Raw genomic sequence first — 21,112 nt, forward strand, 5'->3', positions numbered from 1 at the left:
GACATCATCAGGGAGACGATAGATGACGACAGAATTTCGCAAGCTGACCCTGGCCGGGATGACCAGCCTTCTGGCGCTGGGCGCGGGGGCGGCGCAGGCCGAAAAGGTCGAGATCGAGTACTGGCAGTATTTCTTCGATGCGCGTGTCACGGCGATGGAGCAGCTGATCGAAAGCTTCGAGGCGGCCAACCCGGATATCGACGTGACCATGACCCATTTTCCCTATGCGGATTACCGCACCAAGGTCGCCGCAGCGGTGCCTGCGGGCGAGGGGCCGGATGTGGTGCAACTCTTCTACGGTTGGCTGAACGACTATGTGGAGGCCGAGCTGATCCAGCCGCTTCCGGCGGCGGATTTTCCGCCGGAGACCATCGAGGCGGAGTTCTTCCCCATGGTTGCCGCCATGCGCGAGGGTGACAATTACTGGGCCCTGCCGACGGCGGTACGTTCGCTGGCGCTGTTCTACAACGAGCGCCTGTTTGACGCGGCGGGCATCGACGCGCCCCCCACCACGCTGGACGAGCTGGTCGAGACGGCGGCCAAGCTGACCAAGCGCGATGGCGCGGGCAATATCACCCAGGTCGGGATCACGGCGGGCATGACCGCGCAGGATCACCACTGGTTCCGCGAAGTGTTGGTCCGGCAGATGGGCGGGGAGCCTTATCTGAACGACTACCAGACGGTGAACTACAACAGCGAGGCCGGTCAGAAAGCGCTGGAGTTTTACACCAACCTCTTCACCGGCGATGATGCCGTCAGCGCGATTGGCTTCATGGATGAGCCGCAAGCCGCCTTCAAGGCGGGCCGTGCAGGCATGCATATCGACGGGTCCTTCCGGATCGGCTCGCTGAACAAGACGCGCGGGCTGAAATGGGGTGTCACCGAACTGCCGGCGACGGCGGATGGAACGCGCTCGAACTACTCGTCCTATTGGGTGAACGCGATCACCACCAAGGCAGAGGGTGCGAAATACGACGCCTCGGTGAAGTTCATGCAATACATCACCTCGGATGAGGCGATGCAGGTCTGGCTTGATGTGGTTGGGGAACTGCCTGCCAAGCCCTCGGTCGGGATGACCGATGCCAATGCCGCCGACGAGACTTTTGGCCCGTTCATCCGGGGTCTGGCCTATGCCAACACTACCAAGTTTGCCAATGAGAGCGCCCAGCGTCAGCTCATGGTCGAGATGGTGGAGCGGATCACCCTGCAGGATGTCTCGTTGGCCGACAGTCTCGCCACGGCGGCGGAGGCCGAGCAGGCGATCCTCGACGATTACTACGCCGACTGAGATCGGTGGCACCGCCCGGGCGAGCCGGGCGGTGCGGACCCGCCCCGGACCACCATGATCCGCCCTACAGGATCCCGGGGCGGGTGAACCCCTTGCAGAGAGCCGCCGATGCCGGGCTATTCCAACCTGTCGATCAAACAGAAGCAGATCGTCTGGGCGTGGATCTTCCTCGCCGTCCCCGTTCTGTTTTACGGGATCATCCGGTTCTATCCGACCGGCAACGCCTTTCTGATCTCGTTTCAGGACTGGAACCTGCTCGGGGACCGGGCCTGGACCGGCTGGGACAATTACGAGAAACTGGTCGCCGATCCGGTCTTCTGGAAGGTGTTCAAGAACACGTTTCTCTACCTGCTGATCGGCACGCCGGTCAGCCTCGTGATCGCGTTTGCGGTGGCCTATCATCTGGACAAGCTGCGCTTTGCCCATGGCTTCCTGCGGATGCTCTATTTCTTGCCCTTCATGACCTCAGCGGTGGCCATGGCCTGGGTCTGGCGCTGGTTCTACCAAGGGGTGCCGATCGGGCTGTTCAACAACCTGTTGGCCTCGGTGGGTATCGCGCAGATCGAGTTTCTGAACTCGACCACCAACGCGCTCCCGGCGGTTCTGGCCCCGACGGTCTGGGCGGGGCTCGGATTTCAGATCATTATCTTCATGGCCGGTTTGCGGGCGATCCCGACCTCCTATTACGAGGCGGCCAAGATCGACGGGGTGAGCAGCTGGACCGTTCTCACACAGATCACCATCCCGCTTCTGCGGCCCACGATCGTCTTCATCGTGGTGTTTTCCTCCATCGGGTTTCTGCGGATCTTCGACCATGTCTTCAACATGACGACAAACAATCCCGGCGGGCCGCTGAATTCCACCAAGCCGCTGGTTCTGATGATCTATGAGACTGCCTTTTCGAGCTTTGACATGGGCTATGCGGCGGCGCAGACCGTGGTGCTCTTCCTGATCCTGCTGGTGGTGAGCCTGATCCAGCTCTGGCTGTTGAGGACAGACCGATGAGCACGTTTGAGGAGATCCGTCCGACCGCCAGTGCGGCACTGGATGCCAAGGGTCCGAAGAAGCCGCGCAATATGGGGCAGGTGATCCGCTGGTGGATCCTGTTTGTCGGCGGGATCCTGATGATCATGCCGATCGTCTACATGATCTCGACCTCGCTGAAATGGCCCCACGAGATTTACAACGTCAACCTGATCCCCGAGGAGCCCACCCTCGAGAACTACACCTTCGTGCTGGAGGATGGGCGGTTCTACGGCTGGTTCATCAACTCGCTGATCATCGCGGTGCTGACGACGATCTCGAACCTCTTTTTCGATAGCCTGGTGGGATACACACTCTGCAAGTTCAAGTTTCCGGGGCGGACGCTGGTCTTCATCGCGATCCTGTCGACCTTGATGATCCCGACCGAGATGCTGGTGATCCCGTGGTACCTGATGAGCCAGAGCCTCGGCTGGCTGGACACCTATTGGGGGATCATGTTCCCCGGCATGATGACGGCCTTTGGTGTGTTCCTGATGAAGCAGTTTTTCGAGAGCGTGCCCGATGACTTTATCGAGGCCGCGCGGATCGACGGGCTGAACGAGTTCCAGATCTGGTGGACCGTGGCGATGCCCCTTGTGCGGCCCGCGCTAGCGGCATTGGCGATTTTCGTATTCCTCGGGAACTGGACGGCATTCCTCTGGCCGTTGATCGTGACCAACTCGGTGGAGATGTACACGCTGCCTGTGGGGCTGTCGGGCTTTGGCGACGAGGCGGATGTGCAATGGGAGCTGATCATGACCGGGGCGGCGATCTCGACCATCCCCACACTGATCGTGTTCCTGGTGTTCCAGCGCTTCATCATCCGCGGCGTCGTGATGGCGGGGCTGAAGGGGTGAGGGCCGGTCCGACACTGTCGGCAATCGGTCCAGTGGACCGATTGAGGCCCGAACGGGCGGAGCCCTGGGCAGGCGGTGGTTCGGCGCAGCCGATGAACGGTCTAGTGGACCTTTCAAGCCGCGAACGCGCGGAGCGCTGGGAAGGTGGCGCGTCGCGGTTCTCTATCCAGATGGCGCGCCCTTGGCTTCGTCAGAATTTGAGTATTTGGAGAACAATGAGGGGGGCAGTATGAGCGGGTCAGCCCTCGCGCCGGTTTCGGCGATTGATCACGGGCATCTCTATGTAGCGGATCTGGACGCGGCTGTGGCTTGGTACGGGCGGGTTCTGGGATTGTCCGAGTTGCCCTTTCGGCCGCGGGCGGCGGAGGGTCGCTACATGGCGACGCCCAAGGGGCAGTATTGCGCGACGATTTTCCCCGGGCGGCCGCCATCGGACGGGGATCACACCAAGGCGTTTCGGGTTACGGGCACGGTGTTTCTGGGCTTTGCCGAGGTTCTGCCCCATCCGGATGTCATGGGGCGGACGGGTACGCCACTGGGGATCGATGACGCAGATGACCATGGCCGGGCCTGGTCATTCTATTTTCAGGATCCCGATGGCAATCATCTGGAGCTGACCACCTATGACCATGACAAGGTCCGCGCCGTTCTGGGGGAGCCATGACCGACCATTCCACCTTTCCCGATCCCACCTATCGCGACACGGTGCTTGCCCCGCTTTTTGAGGGGGTGAAGACCCATTACGCGGCGCATATGGGCGCGATCAACCGGGCGCATCTGGTGATGCTGGTCGAGACCGGGATCCTGGGCGCAGGGGACGGGGCGGCCTTGGCGCGTGCGCTGGCGGATATCGACGCGGAGGTCGAGATCCCCAAGCTCACCTATACGGGCGAGCATGAGGATTACTTCTTCCTCGTAGAGGCAGAGTTGCGCGCGCGGCTCGGGGATCTGGGCGGGGCGCTGCACACGGCCCGCTCGCGCAACGATATGGACCACACGCTGTTCAAGTTGGCCCTGCGCAGCCGGGGGGCCGAGGCGCAGGGGTTGGTGCTGGCCCTTGCGGAGGCTCTGATTGCCAAGGCCGAGGTCGAGCGCGACACCCTGATCGTGGCCTATACCCATGGCCAGCCGGCGCAGCCCACGACTTTTGGGCACTACCTCTCGGCGGCGGCGGAGGTCCTTTTGCGGGATGCGGCGCGGCTCGACGCAGCGCTTGAGGGGTTGGAGCATTGCCCAATGGGCGCCGCGGCCATCACCACCAGCGGCTTTGCTATTGACCGGGACCGCGTGGCGGAGCTGCTGGGTTTCGACGGGCCCTTGCGCAACTCCTATGGCTGCATCGCCAGCGTGGATTACGTCACGGGGCTCTATTCCGCGCTGAAACTGGTTTTCCTCCATCTTGGGCGGGTGGTGCAGGACATGGCCTTCTGGTCATCCTTTGAGGTCGGGCAGCTTTATGTGCCGAACGCGTTGGTGCAGGTCAGCTCGATCATGCCGCAGAAACGCAACCCGGTGCCGATCGAGCATATGCGGCATCTGGCCAGCGTGACCTGTGGGCGTTGCGACATGGTGGTGAACACGATGCACAACACCCCCTTCACGGACATGAATGACAGTGAGGGCGAGGTGCAGCAGGCGGGCTACGCGGCCTTTGACAGTGGGAACCGCGTGTTGCGGCTGCTGGCGGCGATGGTGCCGCAATGCGGGATCCGGGCGGACCGGGTGCAGGCCAACGCGGATGCGGCCTGTGTCACGATCACCGAGCTGGCTGATACGCTGGTGCGGGCCGAGGGCCTGACCTTTCGCCGGGCCCATGAGGTGGCGGCGCAAACGGCGAAATCGGTGATCGCGCGGGGCGTGCCCCTGTCGGACGGGTATGATGCCTTTGCCACCGCCTTTACCGCGCAGGAGGGCCACGCGCCCGGGCTGGACGCGGCGGGCTATGGCGCGGCGGTCTCGGCCGAGAGCTTCGTTGCGCGCCGGGACCGGTTCGGAGGGCCCGCGCCCGCCGCGCTCGACGCGGCATTTGCCGCTTATCGCACCGAGCTGGCGTCCCTGCGTCGGGCATTTGAGGCCCGGCAGGCCCGTTGGCAGATGGCGGATAAGGCTCTGGCGACGGCATTCACACAGGTTTTGGAGGGGTAGATGGCAAATCTGAAGCTTACGGAGCTCACCAAGGCCTATGGCAGCACGCAGGTTCTCCATGGGATCGAGTTGACGATCCATGATGGCGAGTTCGTGGTGCTGGTCGGTCCCTCGGGGTGCGGCAAGTCCACGACCTTGCGGATGATCGCCGGGCTCGAAGAGGTGACCGGGGGCACGATCGAGATCGGGGGCCGCGTGGTCAACAATCTCGAACCCAAGGAGCGGGACATCGCCATGGTGTTCCAGAATTACGCGATCTATCCGCATATGACCGTGCGCAAGAATATCGGCTTTGGCTTGCGGGCGTCCAAGATGTCCAAGGCGGACAAGGATGCGCGGATCGACGAGGTGTCGGGCATTCTCGACATGACCGACCTTCTGGGGCGCAAGCCCAACCAGCTCAGCGGGGGCCAGCGGCAGCGCGTGGCCATCGGGCGGGCGATGGTGCGCGATCCGGCGGTGTTTCTCTTTGATGAGCCGCTTTCGAACCTCGATGCGCAGCTCCGGACACAGATGCGGCTGGAGATCAAGAAGCTGCACCAGCGCGTGGGCAACACCATCGTCTTCGTCACCCATGATCAGGTCGAGGCGATGACCATGGCGGACCGGATCGTCATCATGAAGGACGGCCATATCCAGCAGGTCGGCACCCCGGCTGAGGTCTATCACAGCCCGGCCAACACCTTTGTCGCGCAGTTCATCGGCGCACCGGCCATGAACATGCTGCCGGGGCAGGTCGCCGATGGGGCGGTGCGGCTTGCCTCGGGGCGCGACATCGCCCTGCCGCGGGCCACGGCGGGCGGCGATGTGCTGGTGGGCGTCCGTCCCGATGATCTCATTGCGGATCACGGCGTGCCCCTTGTGGAGGGCCGGGTGTCCGTGCGCGAACCCCTGGGGTCCGAGACCTTGATCTACGTGGAAACCGAAGCTGGCGAGGTCGTGGCCAAAGCCGATGGCCGCACCCCGCCGGAGGTCGGCGCGACCGTCCGGCTTGGGGCTGCACCCGAGACACTGCACCTCTTCGACACGGCCACGGGCGCGGCCCTGCCATGAGCGGAGGAGTTCTCTGCGCCGGTCGGCTCTATTGCGATCTGGTGTTTCAGGGGCTGGGGCGGATGCCCAGCCTCGGCACCGAGGTGTTTGCCGAGGGGCTGAGCCTGCATCCCGGGGGCGGGGCCGCCCTGACGGGCGCGTATCTTGCGGCCCTGGGCGTGCCCGTGTCGCTGCTGGCGACCCTGCCCGCCGCGCCCTTCGACGGGCCGGTGACCGAGACGCTGGATGCCGCGGGGCTCGACCTGAGCCTGTGTCCCAACGCGCCCAAGGGTGCGGACCCGCAGATCACCGTGGCCATGCCCTTGGGCGAGGACCGCGCCTTTCTGACCCGGACCGACGGGCCAGCCTTGCCCCGGATCGATGGCGGCGGGCTGCGGACCCTGAAGGTGCAGCATCTGCATATTGGCGAGCTGCGCACCCTGGCCGAGCATCCCTGGCTCGTGGCCGCTGCGCGCGAGGCTGGCATGACCGTGTCGCTGGATTGCGGCTGGGACGATGCCATGGGGGCCGAGGCGCTGGGCCTGATCGCGCAGGTCGATGTCTTCTTGCCCAACCGCGCCGAGACCGAGGCGCTGGAGCGTCTGGGAATGGTCGATTGCCCGGCCCCTGTCACGGTGATCAAGCGCGGGGCCGAGGGGGCCGAGGCCCTGACCCGGCAGGGCAGCGTCCGTGTCCCGGCCCACAAGGCGGAGGTCGTGGACAGCACCGGCGCGGGGGATGCGTTCAATGGCGGTTTCCTCGCGCGCTGGCTCGAAGGGGCCTCCTTGCGTCGATGTGTCGAGGAAGGTGTACGCTGCGGAGCCGCTGCCGTTGCTGCGCCGGGCGGGCTGAGCGGGGCTGCGGCCCTGCGCAAGGCCGAGGCGCCCGCCGAACAGGTGCATGGGTGATGGCAAACCACGCCCGCGGGGCATCGCGCCCATGACATCCCCCGACACGCAAAGCTGGATGGCGCGGGAGATTGCCGAGATCCCGGAGGCTGCCGCGCGCCTGACCGGGGCCGACGCGCAGGCATCCCTGCAGGCGCTGGCCGGAACCCTGCGCGCCGCAGAGCCGACTTCGATCTCGCTGATCGCCCACGGGTCCTCGCGCCATGCGGGGGCGGTGATCGGCCATGCGCTCTGGCGGTGCCTCGGCCTGCCGGTCGCGCTGGAACCCCTCGCGCCGGGGGGCCTGCCGGAGGCGGTGGCCAGCGGTCGGCCGCGCGCCGTGCTCGGGATCAGCCAATCAGGGCAAAGCCCGGATCTGAGCGCGGCGATGGCGGCAGCCCGGGGCACCGGCGCGCTGACCCTTGCCGTGACCAACACGCCCGGCAGCCCGTTGGCCGAGGCGGCGGCCCATGGTCTCGATATGGCCGCCGGACCCGAACAGGCGGTGGCGGCGACCAAGAGCTTCGTGAACTCCGCCTTGGCCGGGCTCTGGCTCGTGGCCCACTGGGCCGAAGATGCGGCGCTGGCCGATGCGCTGACCCGGGCTCCGGAGGCGCTGCGGACAGGCACGGGTGTGGATCCGGCCCTGGAGGCGATCCTGTGCGACAGTGCGGGTCTTTTTGTGCTGGGTCGGGCTGCGGCGGCCGGTGTGGCGGCGGAAATCGCGCTGAAGGCGATGGAGCTCTGCGGGCGGCATGCCACGGCCTATTCCGAGGCCGAAGTCCTCCATGGTCCGGCGGCCATCGCGGTGGAGGGGTTCGGGGTGATCGGCCTTGTGCAGCCAGAGGGCGGTGCCGTGCTCGACCGGCTCGCGCAACAGGGCGCGCGCTGTTACCGGGTGCCCGAGGCGCCCCTGCTCCATCCGCTTATCGACCCATTGATCCAGCTCCCGGCGGTCTACCGCGCGCTGGAGGCGGCGACGCGCAGGCTGGGCCGCAACCCGGACCGTCCCCAGTTCCTCGCCAAGGTTACCCGCACACATTGAGCGGGCCCCCCGCCATGTGCATCCCCAGCATAAATCCGCGCGCAGACCTGCGCGGGCGCAGGCCGGATACAGGGCTGGTACATTGTAGCTGTTTACCAGCAAATGGCTTCATGCCATGGTCCAGATGTGGCGCCAATTCGCGCGCTTTACCGAATGATGTACCCACCAGATGCCCTTGACGCGCCGTCGAAACACCCCGATGCAGCAGCAGATCACCACGTGGCCACCACGGGATCTGCCGATGCTCGGAGCGGGTCGCGCCGCCTCGGATACGATCTGAGCTTGGAGTGTCGCTATGCTGTATGAAGAACATAATCTGGTGTTCATACATCAACGCAAATGTGCCGGTTCGACCGCGTACAAGTTTCTGGGCGAGCTCCCACCGGAGGACAAGGCAAAGTATCAGAATGGTGTATACAAAGATGACTGGGATGAGCAAAAGCTGGCGAAGTACCTCAAGCTAGCCATTGTCAGAAACCCCTGGGATCGGTTCATCTCCGGCTGGAAATACTGCGAGTCCACCAAGAAGAATTCCTTGCTCGAAACCCTCGAGAACCCGCCAGTGAAGGGCCATGATTACCGGCACCTGACGCGTAGCCAGGTTGGGGCGCTCAAATATCCGGATGGGCGCTGGGCGGTGGATATGCTGATCAGTTTCGAGGACCTGCAGACCGGGTTCGACCGCCTCTGCGAGCTTCTGGATCTTGAAAAGAAGACCCTGCCCAAGGTCAACGCGCTGAAAGACCGGCCCACCTATCAGGCCGCCTTTGGCCCCGAGGAGCAGGAGGTGTTCGCCGCCCTGATGGCAGATGACATCGAAAACCTCGGCTATTCTTTCGACAAGCCCGGCGAGCCCGGCATCACCATCTATCCCTGAAGACTGTCCGGGTATCCGCGTCAGCCAGTTCCGATCCGGGCGGCTCTGGTCGGGCAAGCCGGTTGGACGTGACAGCGACTTCCTTTACCTTTTGTGGCAGACATGACCGACGGAGACAGCGCATTTCATGAAACCCAATATCATCGTCATCGGCGCGCAGAAAGCTGGCTCCACATGGTTCCACGCAATGCTCGGGGATCATCCGGACATCTTCATGTCCGAGACCAAGGAGTTGCAATATTTCGATCAGGGTGACCACACCGATGATGGGTTCGTCGAATACATGGAGCACTTCACTGATGGTTCGTCTCTAGCCTATCGCGGCGAAAGCACGCCGGGCTACTTTTGGACAAGTCGAAAGCGCGTTGCCATACCGCAGCGGATCAAACACCGGTTGGGCAATGATGTGCGCTTCTTTCTTGCGCTGCGGAACCCGGTAGAGCGGGCGATCTCGGCCTATTGGCACCACCTGCGACATGGGCGTCTCGACCTGACCAAGTCTTTCATGCACAACTTTCGCGCCGCTGTTGGCGATATTGAGCAAATTGGCCATTACAAACAGCACTGGCTTGACTGGCGTGCTGTTTACGGCCGCGAACATTTTTTCGTTGAGCAGTTTGATAACATAAAGACCGACGGTCAAAGCGTCGCTCAGGCGGCCTATGCGTTTCTCGGATTAGAGCCGCATATTTTCAAGGAGCAGGGCACGCAGTTCAATCGTGGAGTAACGTATAAGAAGGTTGGCGATGCGATCACCGTTGTTGGTGAGCTGCACAACCGGATCCACAAGCGCTATCCCGACCTGAACCTGGATGACCGCGAGGCCCTGCCCGGGCTGAGAATTCCCGACAGCGCGATCGCGGAGCTTTATGAGGTCTATGCCGAGGACATCGCCTTTTGCGAGACCGAGATTTTCGGCACGCCATTGGGTTGGGAGCCGCGCAGCTAGGCGCCGCTCCCCGCCGGGTCAGTTCGACAGCCAGAGCCGCGAGAAGGACAGCTTGTCGGTGTCCTCGGGCATGGCCCAGGCTTCGGGCCAGGGGGCGACCGGCGCTGCGTCGCTGTCCTCGTCGGTCTCGGCGGCGGGCGGTCCCGCGGGGATTTCCCAGCCGGTCACGTAGAGCGTTTGCAGCAACGAGGCCTGGCTCAGCGCGCGCAAGGCGCTGTGCACGGGCGCGCCACCCACAAGGGTCAGGGCGCTGCTCTCCGGCAGGCTGACGTGCAGCGCGTCCGGCGTGGCCGAAACCGTGATCCCCGGCAGATCGCCTGCATTGGGGGTCGCGTTCAGCCCCGTGGCCGAGATGCGATAGGTCCCGCCGCCCTGCAGCGCGAGGCAGGTCCGCGTCCCGTCCGCAGCCGGGAGGGACACCGCGCCGGCATCGGGCGCGATCCCCTCGACCTGCGGGGTCGTCCCGGTGTCGAGCGCGGCCTTGACCAGTGCGCGGATGTTGTTCAGGGGCAGGGACGCGCCCATCTGCTTGCTCAGGCTCGGGACCAGCTCGGGCCCGAATTTCTTGGCGAGCGTGCGCGCACCCCGGGCCGACAGCGTCTCTTTGCGGGCGGAGCCGAAGGATTTGCTTTTCTGGTGGTGAACAAAGCAGTCCAGCAGCACGCAGAGGCGATAGCCCTCGGCCTTCAGCCGGATGCACAGGTCGTTCTCTTCGCCATAGCCTTCGGGGTAGCCCTGGGTGTCGAAGCCGCCGATGGCGTCCAGTGCGCTGCGGCGGAACACCGTGCAGAACCCGTTCAGGATCGGCACATCCACGCAGACCCCCTTGCCAAGCTCGTGCAGCAGGGCGGCGACCGTCTCGCGCTCTGCGGGATCAAAGCCCAGCCCGTCATTCTCGGAAAACTTGCCGGTTTCGGGATCGACGAGATCGGGCACCGACTGGAAGCTCGCCGCGTTGGACAGCGGGCCGACCCCGGCGAGATAGGCATCACTCTCGAGCTTGGCGACGAGGGGCCCGGCCCAGACCGCCGGCAGCAACGTGTCGGAATTCAGGATGCAGACATATTCTGTGTTGGTCTGGTCCACGCCCATGGCGATGTTGCGCGTATAGCCGCGATTGCGGAAATGCGAGATCAGCGTGACATTCGGTGCGTCGGCGAATCGGCTGCGCAGGGTGTCCTGAACATGCCAGTCGGACCCGTCATCCATCAGGAAGATCGGGCAGCCCCCGGCATCGCTCTGCAAGAGCGAGGTGACGCAATCGAGCGTTTCCTCCAGCGCGCCATAGACGGGGATCACAATGGACAGGTCAGCCAGATTGGGCGAGGCGGCAGGCGTGCTCATACAAATCGTCCCGTCAGGTTCTTGTGGGCGCGCTTCGTGAAGAAGCGGCTGTTCTTGGCGCAGTAGCGCGCGTCGAGCGGGGTGATGTCGATCCCCTCTTTCCACGCGGAATAGGTGAAGGACATCTGATCCCGGCGCGACCCCAGATAGATCCGTCGCCACCAGGTCTCGAAAAAGGCGCGCACGCCCAGATCCTGATTGCGGGAGAACAGAACATTGGTCTCATAAAGCCCGTAATGCTTGGGCAGACCGTCCTTCTTCATCTGTTCGAGCACGCGTTCGATGATCGGGGCCTGATCGAGCTTCAGCTTCTTGATCATCAGCGCCTCTTCATAGACGCAATCGCGGTCTGGATGCAGGAAGGTGGCGATCTCCGACAGGGTCTCATGGGCGATCAGGATCTGCCCGCTGGAGGATTTGCACTCCACGTTGCTGTCGATCCAGGTGACGAACTCCGCGTCCGGAAAGAGCCAGTGGGGATGGGTCTTGTACCACAGGCATTGGCGCTTGATGTCGGTTTCCTGCAGGGTCGGGCTGACCAGGGTCCAGGGGCTGCCCTCGGGGATCTCGGCCGCGTCGGTGATCAGGAAATAGCTGCAATCCTCCATCTCCGGCGGGATCGGCAGGTCATCATAGCCGCCCAGATTGACACAATAGACCACCCGCTTGGTGGTGACCTTGTGCGCCCCGGACAGAAGATCGCGATCGAGGATCGCCTCGGCACCCACGGGGCGGAGGGTCGGGGCGGGCGCGTTCTCGTCCACAAGCGCGGGGATCACGAGGGTCTCGCGCTTGGCCATCACCTCCTGCAGCAGCAGAAAGCCCTCCAGGCTCAGATCCGTGACCTCATTGGGATGGGCGCGGGTCATGACCTTGCGCACGGCCAGGATGGTGGGGTCATCCGCCGCCCCGAATTTCAACGTCTGGGGCAGCAGGCTGGTCGGGTTTTGCGGCGACAGAAGCGAGCTGCGGGACATATGGGTCCGGTACACCGTCGCGCATTGGGTCAGGTAGACCATCTCCATCGCCGCGTTGGACGGGCGGCGGTTGCCGAGATACTTCAACCGGTTCTCGAAGGCGCCATTGGACCACAGATGGGCAAAGGCCGCCTTGGTCTTGCCCCGCAGATGCGCGAGATCCCGGTGGTTCGAGATGTAATGTGTCAGATCGATGAGCGAGAGTTCTTCGTAATCCGCATCGCTGAGACCCTTGAACAGGCTGTGCAGCGGTTGGGCCTCGGTGACCGTGATCGCGCTGAACCCGGGATGCAGCGAAATCTGTCCCACCGGGGCCTCCGTCGCCAGAAGCTCTGCAAGGCTGAGCTCCTCGGTCAGGCCAAGTTGCATCTTGAGCCATTGCGGACAGAGCAGCGGCGCGGGTCCGAACACCGTATCGGACGGCCAGTCCTCGAGCATCTGGGCGAAGGCATCGATGGTCTCGGGGATCTCTTCGAGCGGATGCTCCTCCTGCGAGACGAGAAACTTCAGGAACCCCATCTCGACCAGTCGCGAAGGCGCGCGACCCTCGGCAAAGCCGTTGGTCAGGAAGTGGCCAAACCCCTCGATCCCGGCATCCTGCACATCGGTGTTGGTGTCGAAGTAATGAGCCTCGTCAAAGAAGATCTCGACCGTGTCCCGTGCATCCTGTGTCAACAGGCTGGCGACGTCGACACCCGGATCGCTCTCAAATTCGTCGTCAGGGTAAAGCAAGAAAGCCCCACATGTTGCGGCGTTCGACGCGCGACGCCTGGGTGGCAGGAATGGGTTGGTGGTGCCCGAGATCACGTGATTTTGCAAGTTGGTTTGCCCAATCCCTGGGCGCTCCGGGGCGAAGTGTTCGCCCAGAGCCACAGGCGGATCCGCGCGGTGCGTGACAGGGGCGTGCCCGGGTTGCGCCGGATGCGGGGTCCGGGTCAGACAAGGGGGTGCATCGCGCGCGGATGTCGCCCATATGTCGTTTGCGACATGGGAAATGGCGCGGATTGCGACGAAGCGCGAACGCAGGTCGGGCATAGCTCGGCCAAACCGGATGTGCCTGATACGAGACCCGAGATGATGATGGACACCCCCCCGCTCTCCGAGACCGAGGCCCCTGCGCCGAAGCTCTTCGATCACCCTGACTGGCTGTACCTGCTGCGGGAATTTGACGGGCTCTACCGTCATGGGTCCGCCGGGGGCAGCAAGCTGATCCGTGGCCATCGCAAGCGGGTGCGGGACACGCTGTCCAAGACCATCGATGGCAACCCCGCGCTGGTGATGCGCGCGCCGGAGGTCAAGCCGGTCACGGCCCATCTCGCCCGGGCGCTGGATCTGGGGGAACGGGGTGCGGTCTCGGGCATGGCGCGCGCGCTGGAGCGGGTCTCGGGGGCGCTGACATGGGAATATGGCTATACCAAGGTGCCCCGGACGCTGGTCCGGAAATACGCCTATTGCGAGGTGCTGGGCCCCCGTGGCCCGGTGCAGTCTGACCGGCTGGTGCTGGGTTTCGTTCTTTTCGCGCCGCGCACGACCTATCCGCAACACAGTCATGCCGAGATCGAAGAGAGCTATATCTCCATCGCCGGGGCCTGGTCCGAGAATGACGTGGCGGTGCATGCGCCGGGGTCGCTGATTCTCAACCGTCCGGGCGAGGAACATCGGATCACCACGGCGGATCTGGATCCGTGCCTTTTGGCCTATGCCTGGGTCGGACCTTCCACGCGGCTAAGCGATCCGGGCATGAAGATGAGCTCGACCCGCAAGGCGCGGATGCGTCAGGGGATCTAGGGTCCGGCACCGGGGACGGTCGGACGGCAGTTCGGAGGTCCGGTCAGGACGTTGTCCTTGCGCGGCGTGGCCCGCATCCGCGTCGTGGCGATCTGGTCGGATCTCTGCCCCCGGAATGGCTCGGGGCGGGGCGGTCTTGGCCGGTAACTTCAGCCTTCCGGTGCTTGCCCGGCTAGGCGGACCCGCCCAAGCGTCAGTCGATCCGGAACGGCACCGCCTGACGCGAGTGGTGGTCCACCGCGATCTCGCGGGCCAGCGGCGGGACGGAGCGATGGCTGCAATCGGCCCGCTCGCAGATCCGGCATCCCGTGCCGATAGGCTCGAACCGATCCACATTCGTGACGTCCAGATCATCCGCATAGACCAGCTGTGAGGCGTATTTCGCCTCACATCCCAGCCCGATTGCGTATTTGCGCGAGCTGGTGTGGAAATCCCCGCTGCGGATCGTCTTGCTGAAGGCGAGGCACAGATATTGCCGCCCATCGGGGGTGCCAGCGAGCTGTCGCAGAATCTCGCCTTGGCTTTCAAAGGCCCGGTGGACGTTCCACAGCGGGCAGGAGCCGCCGAACCGGGTGAAATGCAGGCTCGTGGCGCTGTGGCGTTTGGTGATGTTCCCGGCCCGGTCGATCCGCAGAAAGTAAAACGGCACGCCCTTGTTGCCGGGGCGCTGCAACATGCTGAGCCGGTGGCAGACCTGCTCGCGGCTGGCATCGAAGCGAAAGGCAAGCCGGTCGAGATCATGGCGCATCTCGGCGGCGGCGGCGCGGAAATCCCCGTAGGGCAGGACCACGGCCCCGGCAAAGTAGTTCGCGAGGGTCATGCGACAGACCTCGCGCGCGCTGGTGGAATGAAAGGCTGCATCGTCGAGCAGGCCCTCGATCAACCCGCGCTGTTCGATCAGGGCGAGTTGATAGGCCATTTGGAACAGGTTCGTCGCCGCCGTCGATGTCGCGCTCAGATGCAGGGTTCTGGTCGCCGGATCATAGCGCCGGATCGCGCCCGCCTCGGCGGCTTTCTTGGTCTCCAGCACCCGGACGCCATGGGTGTCGGCGAGGTATTCCGCCAATTGCGTGGCGCGCTGGTTTTCCGAGTGGTCGAGGATCCGGGCAAAGGCCTCCGCCTTGCGGTCCAACTCGTCTATGTAGTTGTCTTTGTAATGGAAATAATCCCGCACCTCCTCGTAGGGCAGGGGGGTGACCGAGGCCTCGGTCTCGGCCAGCCGGTGGTCGATCTGGCCCAGCTGCGCGCGGGTCTGCTGGAACACCTGATAAAGCCCGAGAAAGGCGCGCACCATGTTCGGCGTGTTCGAGGCGGCGATCTTCAATTCCTGGGGCAGGACCGTGTCATCGGCAAAGATCGGGTCCGACAGGATCTCGCCCAGATCCACGGCGACCTTGCCGGATTCGTCCAGCGCCAGTTCCGACAGGTCGAAATCGAACACATCAAACAGCGCGAGGATGACCGAGGCCGAAAGCGAGCGATGATTGTTCTCAATCTGGTTGACGTAGCTCGTTGAGATCCCAAGTTCCTTGGCAAACTCCGCCTGAGTGAGCTTGCGGCTCTGGCGGAGATGACGGATGCGGGCTCCGGCAAAGACTTTTCGCAGTTCGTCGGCCATTCACATTTCCACATTTCACACATTTCAATTTGTGTATTCGTACATCGTAACACGTTCAGGGATCGACGCATAGCGGACCGGTCGCCTACCCCTGTGGACAGATCGACAATGGAGCGCCGCCAAGGTGCCAGACCAGGCGGTCGAGGGGGGATCCAAGACGATGATACTGCATGTCCGCATCCTGCACGGTGAGCAGGGTGAGGCCAGCGCAGCCGCGTGGTGACACGCGGACCAGACACAGCGCGGGCGGTCCCGGCTGCGCGATCCTAGACGTGAAGGGGGGATTTTATGGGGAAGTATTCTGAAGTTTATGGCGCATCGCAGGCCGATCCGGAGGCATTTTGGGCCGAGGCCGCGAAAGAGGTGTCCTGGAGCGTGCCGCCGACCAAGGTGCTCGATGACAGTGCTGCGCCGTTCTACCGGTGGTTTGCCGATGCCGAGGCGAACACCTGCTATAACGCGGTGGACCGCCATGTAGAGGCCGGGCGTGGCGATCAGCCCGCGATCATCCATGACAGTCCGGTCACCGACAGCAAGACGACCATCACCTATGCCGAGCTGCTGGAGCATGTCTCACGCCTCGCAGGTGTGCTGGCGGCGCGCGGTGTGGGCAAGGGCGACCGGGTGATCATCTACATGCCCATGGTGCCCGAGGCCCTCGTGGCGATGCTGGCCTGCGCCCGGATCGGTGCGATCCATTCGGTGGTCTTTGGCGGGTTTGCCGCCCATGAGCTGGCCGTGCGGATCAATGATGCGGCCCCCAAGGCCATTCTGAGTGCCTCCTGCGGGATCGAGGGCAGCCGGGTCATCGCCTACAAGCCCCTGCTCGACGAGGCGATCTCGCAATCCGAGCACAAGCCGAACTTCACGGTGATCCTCCAGCGTCCGCAGCTCGAGGCCAGCATGGAGGCCGGGCGCGATCTCGACTGGGCCGACAGCGTGGCCTGCGCCGAGCCGGTGGGCTGCACACCGGTGGGCGGGGCCGACCCGCTCTATATCCTCTATACCTCGGGCACGACCGGGCAGCCCAAAGGCGTGGTCCGCCATGCGGGCGGCCATATGGTGGCGCTGCTCTGGACGATGAAGAACCTCTATAATGTCGAGGCGGGTGATGTGTTCTGGGCGGCCTCGGATGTGGGCTGGGTCGTGGGGCACAGCTATATCTGCTACGGGCCCCTGCTCGCGGGCTGTACGACGGTTGTCTTCGAGGGCAAGCCCGTGGGCACCCCGGATCCGGGCACCTTCTGGCGGGTGATCGAGGATCACGACGTCAAGGTCCTGTTCACAGCCCCGACCGCCCTGCGCGCCATCAAGCGCGAGGACCCCGAAGGCTCCTATATCGGCAAATACGACCTGAGCGGGCTGCAGGCCCTGTTCCTCGCCGGAGAGCGTGCGGATCCCGACACGATCGCCTGGGCCCAGACCCATCTGGAAAAGCCGGTGATCGACCATTGGTGGCAGACCGAGACCGGTTGGGCCATCGCCGCGAACCCGCTCGGCATCGAAGAGCTCCCGGTCAAACCGGGCTCTCCGGCGGTGCCGATGCCGGGCTACAGCATCGAGATCCTGGACGACGCGGGACACCCCGTCGGTCCGGGCACCCTGGGGGCAATCACCGTCAAGCTCCCCCTGCCCCCAGGGACCCTTCCCACGCTCTGGAACGCTGATGCGCGCTACGAGAGCAGCTACCTGCACGCCTTCCCGGGCTATTACGAGACCGGCGATGCGGGGATGATGGATGAGGACGGATACCTCTACATCATGGCGCGCACCGATGACGTCATCAACGTGGCCGGGCACCGCCTGTCCACCGGTGGCATGGAAGAGGTGCTGGCCGCCCATCCCGATATCGCCGAATGCGCGGTGATCGGCATTGGTGACAAGCTCAAGGGTCAGGCGCCGCTGGGCCTTGTGTGCCTCAATGCCGGGGCGGATCGCACCGAGGCGGATATCGCCAAGGAATGCGTCGCCCTCGTGCGGCAGGAGATCGGACCGGTTGCGGCCTTCAAGACCTGCCTTGTGGTGAACGGTCTGCCCAAGACGCGCTCGGGCAAGATCCTGCGCGGGACGATGGTGTCCATCGCCAATGGCACCCCGTGGAAAATGCCCGCCACCATCGACGACCCGGCGATTCTGGATGTCATTTCGGACCGGATTGCCGGTCTCGGGCACCCGGTCGATTGATTTCAGGAGTGAGGAAAAAGCTATGACGAAAGATGTTGTTATTCTGGACGGGGCCCGCACGGCCATCGGAACCTTTGGCGGGGCATTGGCGGGCACGGCCCCTACGGCCCTGGCCACCGCAGTCTCGAAAGAGGCCATGGCCCGTTCCGGTGTCGAGCCCGGGCAGATCGGCGCCTCGGTCTTTGGCCATGTGATCAATACCGAGCCCAAGGACATGTATATGGGCCGCGTGGCGGCCGTGGATGCGGGCGTGTCCGAGGATGCGCCGGGTCTGACCGTCAACCGGCTCTGCGGGTCGGGGGCTCAGGCCATCATCTCGGCTGCGCAGCACATCATGCTGGGCGACACCGAGTTCGCCCTGGCCGGTGGCGCCGAGAGCATGTCCCGCTCCCCCCATGCGACCCAGTCGATCCGCACGGGTCAGAAGATGGGCGATGTGGCCTTCACCGACATGATGATCGGCGCCCTCAATGATCCGTTCGGGGTCGGCCATATGGGCGTGACCGCCGAGAATGTCGCCGCCGAGCATCAGATCAGCCGGGACCAGCAGGATGCCTTTGCCGTCGAAAGCCAGCGCCGCGCCGCCGCGGCCGTCGAGGCCGGGCATTTCAAGAACCAGATCCTGCCCATCGAGGTGAAGGTCCGGCGCGAGATGGTCGCCTTTGACACGGACGAGCACATCAAGGCATCGACCACCATGGAAAGCCTCGGCAAGCTGCGCCCGGCCTTCAAGAAGGATGGCAGCGTCACCGCGGGCAATGCCTCGGGGATCAATGACGGGGCGGGCGCGCTGGTGCTGGCCTCGGCAGACGCGGCCGAGGCGGCGGGGCTCAAGCCGCGTGCGCGGCTGCTCGGCTATGCGCTGGCCGGTGTGCGCCACGAGGTCATGGGGATCGGCCCGGTGCCGGCGGTGACCAACCTGCTCAAGAAGATTGACATGACCGCCGACCAGTTCGACGTGATCGAGAGCAACGAGGCCTTCGCCGCTCAGGCTTGCGCGGTGAATGCGGGGCTCGGGCTCGATACCGACAAGGTCAACCCGAATGGCGGCGCGATTGCGCTGGGCCACCCGATCGGGGCAACGGGCGCGATCATTTCGATAAAGGCGCTCTACGAGCTGGAGCGGATCGATGGTCGCTTTGGCCTCGTCACCATGTGCATCGGTGGCGGCCAAGGTATCGCGCTGGCCTTTGAACGGCTAAGCTGAGGACTTGCGAGGTGCCCCAGAGGGCGCCCCGCGACCACGCGTGTATTGTTCGGCGCAGCAGGGGGGAGAGTGCCATGACTGATGTAACCACCGAGACCGGGGGTGCGAACCTGCCCGAGGTGACGACACGGATGATGTCGATCGCGCAGCGGAGCATGGCCGTGGCCGCCCAGATGCAGGCCTTGTCCATGGCCAAGGCGAACGGCTCTGAATACTCGCTGATGGACGCCTCGACCCTGGCCAAGGCCTATACCAATGTCTGGACCCGGATGCTGACCAAGCCGCAGGAGCTTTGGGCGGCGCAGCTCCAGATGGGTACGAGCATGGCCCAGGCCTGGACCGCGATGCTGATGCCGCCGGGCGAGGAGGATGCGCCGATCCGGGATCGCCGTTTCGCGGATTCCCACTGGAATGACGATCCGGTGTCGCGCGCCTATCGCGACGCGTTTCTCGTGTTGGAAAAGTCGATCTCGGACCTGTTGGACACGATGACCGAAGAGGGGCGCGACGATATGCGGGTGAACTTCTACACCCGTCAGGCGGTCAGCGCGCTCTCGCCTGCGAACTACCTTGCCACCAACGCGGCGGCCCGGTCCAAGTTGCTCGAGACCGGGGGCACCAGCCTGCTCGACGGGCTGGAAAACATGCTCGACGATCTGGAGCGTGGCGAAGGTCGGCTCGACATCGCGACCAATGACGCCCATGCCTTCGAGGTCGGGGTGGATCTGGCCACGACCGAGGGCGAGGTGATCTACGAGAACGAGCTGATGCAGCTCATCCAGTATCACCCCCGCACCGAGACGCAGAACAAGATCCCCATGCTCTTTGTTCCGGCCTGGATCAACAAGTTCTACATCATGGACATGCAGCCGAAGAACAGCCTGATCCGCTATGCGCTGGAACAGGGGCATTCGGTCTTCGTGATCTCCTGGGCCAACCCGACCAAGGCCCATGCGGATCTGGATTTCGGCGATTACATGAAGCTCGGCCCGCTCACGGCGCTGGATGTGATCCGCGACATCACCGGCGAAGAGAAGGCCAATGTTCTGGGCTTCTGCATCGGCGGGATCCTTGTGACGGCCATGCTCGGCTATCTCGCGGCCAAGGGCGATGACCGGATCAACGCCGCGACCACGCTGGCGACCATGGTGGATTTCAAGGATGTGGGCGAGATCGGTGTCTTCATCGACGAAGAGCGGCTCGAAATCCTCCGCGCGCATATGGAAGAGAAGGGATATCTCGAATCCCATCACCTGCAGGACATGTTCTCGATGCTGCGGGAGAATGACCTGATCTGGTCTTTCTACGAGGCCAATTACCTGCAGGGGAACAAGCCCCGGCCGTTTGACCTGCTCTATTGGAATTCCGACAGCACGCGCCTGCCGAAGGCCATGCTGCTGTGGTATCTCAAGGAGGTCTATCTCGAGAACAAGCTGCGCCAGCCCGGCGGGCTCGAGATGGACGGGCAGAAGATCGATGTCAGCAAGGTCGAGACGCCGGTCTTCGTGCTGGCGACGATTGACGACCATATTGCGCCCTGGACCTCGATCTATCCGGCGACGGGCCTGTTCGGCGGCGAGGTGGAATTCGTGCTCGGGGGTTCCGGCCATATTGCCGGGGTGATCAACCCGCCCAACGAGCGGATGAAATACGGCTACCGCACGGGCGATGGCTATCCGGCCGATCCGCAGGCGTTTCTGGACGCCGCCGCGCAGCACAAGGGGTCGTGGTGGCCGCACTGGACCGAATGGCTCGCCCAGCATGACGGAGAGCAAGTGCCTGCCCGCAAACCCAAGACCCGGGGCAAGTACAAATCCATCGAGCCTGCACCGGGCCGCTATGTGACCGCGCGCCCGGCGGATTGACCGCCCGGACGTACCGCACAGCTGAA

17 protein-coding genes are annotated in these 21,112 nt (G+C 64.1%); 14 read left to right on the top strand and 3 right to left on the bottom strand.

The genetic code is table 11. The features are described 5' to 3' along the window. The first annotated feature begins 22 nt into the window (after positions 1-22). The 10 genes from ACP150_RS08730 to ACP150_RS08775 all read left to right on the top strand — a co-directional run bounded on the left by ACP150_RS08730 (position 23) and on the right by ACP150_RS08775 (position 10,103). Positions 23-1,288 carry an extracellular solute-binding protein gene (locus ACP150_RS08730; RefSeq protein ID WP_424966208.1) on the top strand — a complete coding sequence of 422 codons (1,266 nt, stop codon included), beginning with the start codon at positions 23-25 and terminating at the stop codon, positions 1,286-1,288. A 108-nt stretch (positions 1,289-1,396) separates the two neighbouring features. Beyond that, the gene (locus ACP150_RS08735) at positions 1,397-2,293 is read left to right on the top strand and encodes a carbohydrate ABC transporter permease (RefSeq protein WP_424966209.1); all 897 of its coding nucleotides are present in this window, start codon (positions 1,397-1,399) and stop codon (positions 2,291-2,293) included. After that, positions 2,290-3,168 carry a carbohydrate ABC transporter permease gene (locus ACP150_RS08740; protein WP_424966210.1) on the top strand — a complete coding sequence of 293 codons (879 nt, stop codon included), beginning with the start codon at positions 2,290-2,292 and terminating at the stop codon, positions 3,166-3,168. Before ACP150_RS08735 ends, ACP150_RS08740 begins: the two co-directional genes overlap by 4 nt. Before the next feature lie 229 nt (positions 3,169-3,397). Beyond that, positions 3,398-3,832, top strand: coding sequence for a VOC family protein (locus tag ACP150_RS08745; protein ID WP_424966211.1), 435 nt, complete (start codon positions 3,398-3,400; stop codon positions 3,830-3,832). Further along, entirely contained in the window at positions 3,829-5,313 is a 1,485-nt protein-coding gene (gene argH / locus ACP150_RS08750; protein WP_424966212.1) for an argininosuccinate lyase, read from the top strand. The genes ACP150_RS08745 and argH overlap by 4 nt, the downstream gene beginning before the upstream one ends. Continuing rightward, a complete protein-coding gene (locus ACP150_RS08755; RefSeq protein ID WP_424966213.1) occupies positions 5,314-6,366 on the top strand; it encodes an ABC transporter ATP-binding protein in 1,053 nt (350 codons plus the stop codon). It begins immediately after the preceding gene. Next, a complete protein-coding gene (locus tag ACP150_RS08760) occupies positions 6,363-7,253 on the top strand; it encodes a carbohydrate kinase family protein (RefSeq protein ID WP_424966214.1) in 891 nt (296 codons plus the stop codon). The genes ACP150_RS08755 and ACP150_RS08760 overlap by 4 nt, the downstream gene beginning before the upstream one ends. 31 nt (positions 7,254-7,284) lie before the next feature. Next, positions 7,285-8,277, top strand: a complete 993-nt coding sequence (locus tag ACP150_RS08765; RefSeq protein WP_424966215.1) for an SIS domain-containing protein — start codon at positions 7,285-7,287, stop codon at positions 8,275-8,277. 295 nt (positions 8,278-8,572) lie between these two features. Beyond that, on the top strand, positions 8,573-9,154 hold the full coding sequence (locus tag ACP150_RS08770) for a sulfotransferase family 2 domain-containing protein (RefSeq protein ID WP_424966216.1): 582 nt from the start codon (positions 8,573-8,575) through the stop codon (positions 9,152-9,154). A gap of 127 nt (positions 9,155-9,281) precedes the next feature. Continuing rightward, a complete protein-coding gene (locus tag ACP150_RS08775; protein ID WP_424966217.1) occupies positions 9,282-10,103 on the top strand; it encodes a sulfotransferase domain-containing protein in 822 nt (273 codons plus the stop codon). Between the two features lie 18 nt (positions 10,104-10,121). On the opposite strand, the gene ACP150_RS08780 is transcribed toward ACP150_RS08775, so the two are convergent. Together ACP150_RS08780 and ACP150_RS08785 are read right to left on the bottom strand one after the other, a co-directional pair. Further along, positions 10,122-11,447, bottom strand: a complete 1,326-nt coding sequence (locus tag ACP150_RS08780; protein WP_424966219.1) for a glycosyltransferase family 2 protein — start codon at positions 11,445-11,447, stop codon at positions 10,122-10,124. Continuing rightward, positions 11,444-13,099 carry a glycosyltransferase domain-containing protein gene (locus ACP150_RS08785; RefSeq protein WP_424966220.1) on the bottom strand — a complete coding sequence of 552 codons (1,656 nt, stop codon included), beginning with the start codon at positions 13,097-13,099 and terminating at the stop codon, positions 11,444-11,446. Before ACP150_RS08785 ends, ACP150_RS08780 begins: the two co-directional genes overlap by 4 nt. 402 nt (positions 13,100-13,501) lie before the next feature. Between ACP150_RS08785 and ACP150_RS08790 the strand changes: the two genes are divergently transcribed. After that, complete coding sequence (locus ACP150_RS08790) at positions 13,502-14,212, top strand: dimethylsulfonioproprionate lyase family protein (RefSeq protein ID WP_424966568.1); 711 nt, start codon at positions 13,502-13,504, stop codon at positions 14,210-14,212. A 193-nt stretch (positions 14,213-14,405) separates the two neighbouring features. Here the strand turns inward: ACP150_RS08790 and ACP150_RS08795 are convergent, their stop codons facing one another. Continuing rightward, the gene (locus tag ACP150_RS08795; protein WP_424966221.1) at positions 14,406-15,830 is read right to left on the bottom strand and encodes a helix-turn-helix domain-containing protein; all 1,425 of its coding nucleotides are present in this window, start codon (positions 15,828-15,830) and stop codon (positions 14,406-14,408) included. Between the two features lie 288 nt (positions 15,831-16,118). Between ACP150_RS08795 and ACP150_RS08800 the strand changes: the two genes are divergently transcribed. The 3 genes from ACP150_RS08800 to ACP150_RS08810 all read left to right on the top strand — a co-directional run bounded on the left by ACP150_RS08800 (position 16,119) and on the right by ACP150_RS08810 (position 21,086). Then, a complete protein-coding gene (locus ACP150_RS08800) occupies positions 16,119-18,014 on the top strand; it encodes a propionyl-CoA synthetase (RefSeq protein ID WP_424966222.1) in 1,896 nt (631 codons plus the stop codon). A 22-nt stretch (positions 18,015-18,036) separates the two neighbouring features. Further along, positions 18,037-19,221: an acetyl-CoA C-acyltransferase family protein gene (locus ACP150_RS08805; RefSeq protein WP_424966223.1), complete on the top strand. Its 1,185-nt coding sequence runs from the start codon at positions 18,037-18,039 to the stop codon at positions 19,219-19,221. A 74-nt stretch (positions 19,222-19,295) separates the two neighbouring features. Beyond that, positions 19,296-21,086: a PHA/PHB synthase family protein gene (locus ACP150_RS08810; protein WP_424966224.1), complete on the top strand. Its 1,791-nt coding sequence runs from the start codon at positions 19,296-19,298 to the stop codon at positions 21,084-21,086. Positions 21,087-21,112 lie beyond the last annotated feature (26 nt).

This window comes from Dinoroseobacter sp. S375 (genome assembly GCF_049800775.1).
GTDB lineage: Bacteria > Pseudomonadota > Alphaproteobacteria > Rhodobacterales > Rhodobacteraceae > Dinoroseobacter.

Coding starts and splice junctions, on each gene's coding strand:
- ACP150_RS08730 (WP_424966208.1), top strand. CDS start 23: ATGACGACAGAATTTCGCAAGCTGACCCTGGCCGGGATGACCAGCCTT.
- ACP150_RS08735 (WP_424966209.1), top strand. CDS start 1,397: ATGCCGGGCTATTCCAACCTGTCGATCAAACAGAAGCAGATCGTCTGG.
- ACP150_RS08740 (WP_424966210.1), top strand. CDS start 2,290: ATGAGCACGTTTGAGGAGATCCGTCCGACCGCCAGTGCGGCACTGGAT.
- ACP150_RS08745 (WP_424966211.1), top strand. CDS start 3,398: ATGAGCGGGTCAGCCCTCGCGCCGGTTTCGGCGATTGATCACGGGCAT.
- argH (WP_424966212.1), top strand. CDS start 3,829: ATGACCGACCATTCCACCTTTCCCGATCCCACCTATCGCGACACGGTG.
- ACP150_RS08755 (WP_424966213.1), top strand. CDS start 5,314: ATGGCAAATCTGAAGCTTACGGAGCTCACCAAGGCCTATGGCAGCACG.
- ACP150_RS08760 (WP_424966214.1), top strand. CDS start 6,363: ATGAGCGGAGGAGTTCTCTGCGCCGGTCGGCTCTATTGCGATCTGGTG.
- ACP150_RS08765 (WP_424966215.1), top strand. CDS start 7,285: ATGACATCCCCCGACACGCAAAGCTGGATGGCGCGGGAGATTGCCGAG.
- ACP150_RS08770 (WP_424966216.1), top strand. CDS start 8,573: ATGCTGTATGAAGAACATAATCTGGTGTTCATACATCAACGCAAATGT.
- ACP150_RS08775 (WP_424966217.1), top strand. CDS start 9,282: ATGAAACCCAATATCATCGTCATCGGCGCGCAGAAAGCTGGCTCCACA.
- ACP150_RS08780 (WP_424966219.1), bottom strand. CDS start 11,447: ATGAGCACGCCTGCCGCCTCGCCCAATCTGGCTGACCTGTCCATTGTG.
- ACP150_RS08790 (WP_424966568.1), top strand. CDS start 13,502: ATGATGGACACCCCCCCGCTCTCCGAGACCGAGGCCCCTGCGCCGAAG.
- ACP150_RS08795 (WP_424966221.1), bottom strand. CDS start 15,830: ATGGCCGACGAACTGCGAAAAGTCTTTGCCGGAGCCCGCATCCGTCAT.
- ACP150_RS08800 (WP_424966222.1), top strand. CDS start 16,119: ATGGGGAAGTATTCTGAAGTTTATGGCGCATCGCAGGCCGATCCGGAG.
- ACP150_RS08805 (WP_424966223.1), top strand. CDS start 18,037: ATGACGAAAGATGTTGTTATTCTGGACGGGGCCCGCACGGCCATCGGA.
- ACP150_RS08810 (WP_424966224.1), top strand. CDS start 19,296: ATGACTGATGTAACCACCGAGACCGGGGGTGCGAACCTGCCCGAGGTG.